This window comes from Bartonella sp. AD328YNZD (assembly GCF_042196425.1).
Genome location: NZ_JBHIQG010000334.1, coordinates 1 through 2,513 on the forward strand (window position 1 = coordinate 1; position 2,513 = coordinate 2,513).

General features: G+C 33.7%; 4 protein-coding genes and 2 pseudogenes. All 6 read right to left on the bottom strand.

Going from position 1 to position 2,513, the window contains the following annotated elements; translation table 11 throughout:
• Positions 1–125: pseudogene (locus ACFIO3_RS11410) on the bottom strand (trwi protein); the annotation flags it as partial.
• Positions 126–221: 96 nt separating this feature from the next.
• The gene (locus ACFIO3_RS11415) at positions 222–926 is read right to left on the bottom strand and encodes a type IV secretion system protein (protein WP_375615521.1); all 705 of its coding nucleotides are present in this window, start codon (positions 924–926) and stop codon (positions 222–224) included.
• Positions 923–1,066, bottom strand: a complete 144-nt coding sequence (locus tag ACFIO3_RS11420) for a TrwH protein (protein ID WP_273790050.1) — start codon at positions 1,064–1,066, stop codon at positions 923–925. Before ACFIO3_RS11420 ends, ACFIO3_RS11415 begins: the two co-directional genes overlap by 4 nt.
• Positions 1,067–1,242: 176 nt before the next feature.
• Positions 1,243–1,500: pseudogene (locus tag ACFIO3_RS11425) on the bottom strand (type IV secretion system protein); the annotation flags it as partial.
• Positions 1,501–1,596: 96 nt separating this feature from the next.
• The gene (locus ACFIO3_RS11430; RefSeq protein ID WP_375704487.1) at positions 1,597–2,385 is read right to left on the bottom strand and encodes a type IV secretion system protein; all 789 of its coding nucleotides are present in this window, start codon (positions 2,383–2,385) and stop codon (positions 1,597–1,599) included.
• The coding region (locus ACFIO3_RS11435) for a TrwH protein (RefSeq protein ID WP_375607600.1) at positions 2,382–2,513 on the bottom strand (132 nt) is incomplete at its 5' end. The genes ACFIO3_RS11430 and ACFIO3_RS11435, both read right to left, overlap by 4 nt.

The following is a 2,513-nucleotide window of genomic DNA, read 5'->3' on the forward strand; positions in this document are numbered from 1 at the left end:
ATCGTGATTCCAATTGAAACGAAAGGTGTAATTGTAACAATTGCTTTTGAGGAAATACCCGTGACATATGTTTGTGTTACCTGGTTAATTTTATCGAAAAGTTGCGTGAACATAGTGAAGTTCATGGAATTCCTCTTTGACGAATTTTCAACTTTTTATCACTTTGGAACATAGATATATGCTAAACGCTTCATTTTCATTTATACATTACCTAAGTGTTTTCACCGTATGCTAGGCATCTCTTTTTTTTCATGGTTAAAAAATTTCATATCAAGTTCGCGTCTTTTCCTTTTGATAAGTGAGTATTCAGCTTTGCGTAAATGTGCTATCACTTGCATCTTTATAGATTCATTTTGGATCATGGCTAACGAACCATCGATATGTGCTTGAAGATCAGCAATGTCTTTCAGATTTTCTTTTGTTTCAAGTTCATCGAATAACTGTTTGAGGTATTGAAAACGATTTTCTATATGTTGAAAAATGTTAAAAGTTACCGCTTTATCTAAAGCCGATACAAATTCTAAACGAGCAAAAATAGACGCGCCTACTTGATCAAAAGTTCCAGAAATTTTGTTTTCTTCCTCCAATGCCTTTTGATATGATTCCGTTGAAAGCTTATCACTCTTATAGAGCGATTTTGGATCTTGGAGAAAAAAACTAGAAAAGTCTATTTGCTTTGGGTTTGTTTTCTGACTCTTTGTTATAGCCTGATAGGCTTTTTCTATTTGTGAAAGTTGTTCTTTTTTTAACTCAAGCTGTTTTGTTAAAAGCTTAATAATCTCCCCTTTTTTTAATAGATCAATAATCTCCCGATATTCTGCTGATGGATCAGGTTGTGAGTCTATATTTGCAGCTGCATTTGCTGGAGCTAGACTCAGCATTCCCAAAAGGGTAACCATTCCTACTATAATAAATTGCTTTTTCATCTGTCTCCTCGCTTGATTTCGGCAGGGATTGTTTTATTAATAGGCACGCGGTTCCTATCATTGGGCTGTTTTAGCTTTGGTGCTAATGCACAAGCCGATAAAAGGTTTGCAATCAAAATTATAAGAATGATCGACTTCATTTTAACATGACTCTTTTTACTGTTATACACATTCTGATATTTGTTGTCATTATTATAATTTTGACACTAAAGTAAAGTGTATAGTTTACGATAATTTATCTTTTCTTAATTTCATTTTTTAATTTATGAAAATAGCTCAATTTCAGTGCGAATATTTTTTACTTTAGGATTGGATATTCTGGTTGATAAAGTCCTGTGGTAAGAGCTATTGAAGTAATAATACTTATCCGTAGGAAACGGTTTACGAATCCGGAGAGAGGCATATCGATAGCGCCCCGAATGATAAGCCATCCATAGATGATGAAAGCGATCGTGATTCCAATTGAAACGAAAGGTGTAATTGTAACAATTGCTTTTGAGGAAATACCCGTGACATATGTTTGTGTTACCTGGTTAATTTTATCGAAAAGTTGCGTGAACATAGTGAAGTTCATGGAATTCCTCTTTGACGAATTTTCAACTTTTTATCACTTTGGAACATAGATATATGCTAAACGCTTCATTTTCATTTATACATTACCTAAGTGTTTTCACCGTATGCTAGGCATCTCTTTTTTTTCATGATCAAAAATTTTCATATCAAGTTCGCGTCTTTTCCTTTTGATAAGTGAGTATTCAGCGTCACGTAAATGCGCTACCATTTCCATCTTTATAAATTCATTTTGGATCATGGCTAACGAACCATCGATATGTGCTTGAAGATCTGCAGTATCTTTCAGGTTTTCTTTTTTTTGAACTTCATCTAATAGATCTCTGAGGTATTGAAAACGATTTTCTGCATGTTCAAAACTTTTCAAATTCACAACTTTATCTAGAACCGATACAGATTGTAAATGCTCAGAAATAGCTTTGCTCATTTGATCAAAAGTCCCAGAAATTTTGTTTTCTTCCTCCAATATCTTTTGATATGATTCCCTTAAAAGCAGATTCTTCTTATAGAGCGATTTTGGTTCTTGGAGAAAAAAACTAGAAAAGTCTATTTGCTTTGGGTTTGTTTTCTGATTCTTTGTTATAGCTTGATAGGCTTTTTCTATTTGTGAAAGTTGTTCTTTTTTTAACGCAAGTTGTTTTTTAAAGAGCTCAATAATTTCCTCTTTTTTTAATAGCTTAATAAGCTCCAGATATTCTGCTGATAGAGCAGGTTGTGGCGGTGGAGCAGGTGAATTCTGTTTAGTATGTAATTCCGAAAGAATCTGTGCCCTTAAAAGATGTAGCGGCACGCTACTACCTAAATGATTTCTATCAAAATCCTTTGCATGTGCCAAATTTATCGTTCCCAAAAGGGTAATCATTCCTGTTATAATAAATCGCTTTTTCATATATTTGCTCGTTTAATTTCGGCAGGGATTGTTTTATTAATAGGCACGCGGTTCCTATCATTGGGCTGTTTTAGCTTTGGTGCTAATGCACAAGCCGATAAAAGGTTTGCAATCAAAATTATAAGAAT